A 1,327-nucleotide genomic window follows, 5' to 3' on the forward strand; every position below is an offset into this window, starting at 1 on the left:
CACCGCCTGACGTTGCTCTGAGGTTTTGCCAAAGGTGTGACAGGGAATGGTCCATGGATGGTTGTTAATGCCCGGCACGCCATTTTAGGGTTACCGAAACGCTCACTGGAGCTACTGGATCAAGATTCAGTTCATTTACGCACCGCCGAAATACGGTCAGACATTGACTCAGTAATTTCAAAACCGTCCATTAAACTTTATCTTGGCTACCCTTACCCTTGGTGGAAAGTGCTCGGGATTAGAGGGGGTAAGTCGGTGACTGACCTTCAGATCAAACAGTCCTATTATTTTGGTACAGAAGAGGATAGACCTGTTGGTGAAGCTGGCAACACCAACGCCCTGTTGCTCGCAGCCTATACCGATGGCCGGGTGCTGGATTACTGGCATCCTCTGTCCAGGGGGGATGAGTTTGCCGGAGTAAAAAATCCCTTTGTTCCTGTGGGACGAAGTCCTCTTCCCAACGAGAACCGGGCCACCAATAACCAGGTTGTGCAAGCCCAAAAGGAACTCAAGGCGCTTCATGGCTTGAAATACATTCCGAAACCTTATACTGCGGCCTACATGGATTGGTCTCAAGACCCCTATGGGGGAGGATACAGTTTCTGGAAGCTCGGACAAAAGAGCCAGGCTATTCAAAAGCGTATGCGCCACCTGCCCGGTTTACCCATTCACATTTGTGGTGACTCTTATTCCGATCTGCAAGGCTGGGTGGAGGGCGCATTGACCAGCACCGAGCTGATGCTGGAAGAGCATTTTCAACTGGACCGTCCGGACTGGATTGAAAAAGAGTATTTATCCCGTTTTGACGAGTAGCACTCTGAATTGGTCAGTTCCAAAGCACCTGAAGAGGAACCTGTTCCGGGTCACTCTTGATAACAATTCAGAAAACTCCAGATTTATGTGAGGTGCTGAACAATTAAGATTTCTTTATGCTGAGAAATGATTTTGCCCTCACTGTTTTTTGCACGACAAACAACTTATATTCAAAACAGGCACCCTACCGGCAAAGCCACCAGTTTCCATCAACGATCCCATAAGATTTCTGTCAGCTTTAATAGCCGCTGCATTTTCATTTTTTTGATGTAGCCAGAATTTTCTGATCATCAGAGTCAGTCCCATGTTCGGTCAGTACATGGTACACAGGGCTGTGTGGTCGGGTGGGTTTTCCAGTGTTCGCCACGGAGTTGCTGCCTGTTGCTATACCGGCCTGCCCGTCCGCCATCGGTTCACCATGGTTATCGGTGGATTCATACCCGATCGGTTCGAGGTACACAGGGATGTCAGGGGGGGCGGGTTCTTTTTCATTACCCACCAGGGGATTGCTGCC

Annotated in this window: 2 protein-coding genes; one reads left to right on the forward strand and one right to left on the reverse strand. The window is 49.4% G+C overall.

The features are described from left to right. The first annotated feature begins 36 nt into the window (after positions 1-36). On the forward strand, positions 37-813 hold the full coding sequence (locus tag KDK15_RS16465) for an FAD-dependent oxidoreductase (protein ID WP_257296478.1): 777 nt from the start codon (positions 37-39) through the stop codon (positions 811-813). 256 nt (positions 814-1,069) lie between these two features. Here KDK15_RS16465 and KDK15_RS16470 read toward each other — a convergent pair. After that, positions 1,070-1,327: hypothetical protein (locus KDK15_RS16470; protein WP_257296479.1), on the reverse strand; the 258-nt coding region annotated here is incomplete at its 5' end.

This window comes from Endozoicomonas sp. YOMI1 (assembly GCF_024606345.1).
Lineage (GTDB): Bacteria > Pseudomonadota > Gammaproteobacteria > Pseudomonadales > Endozoicomonadaceae > Endozoicomonas.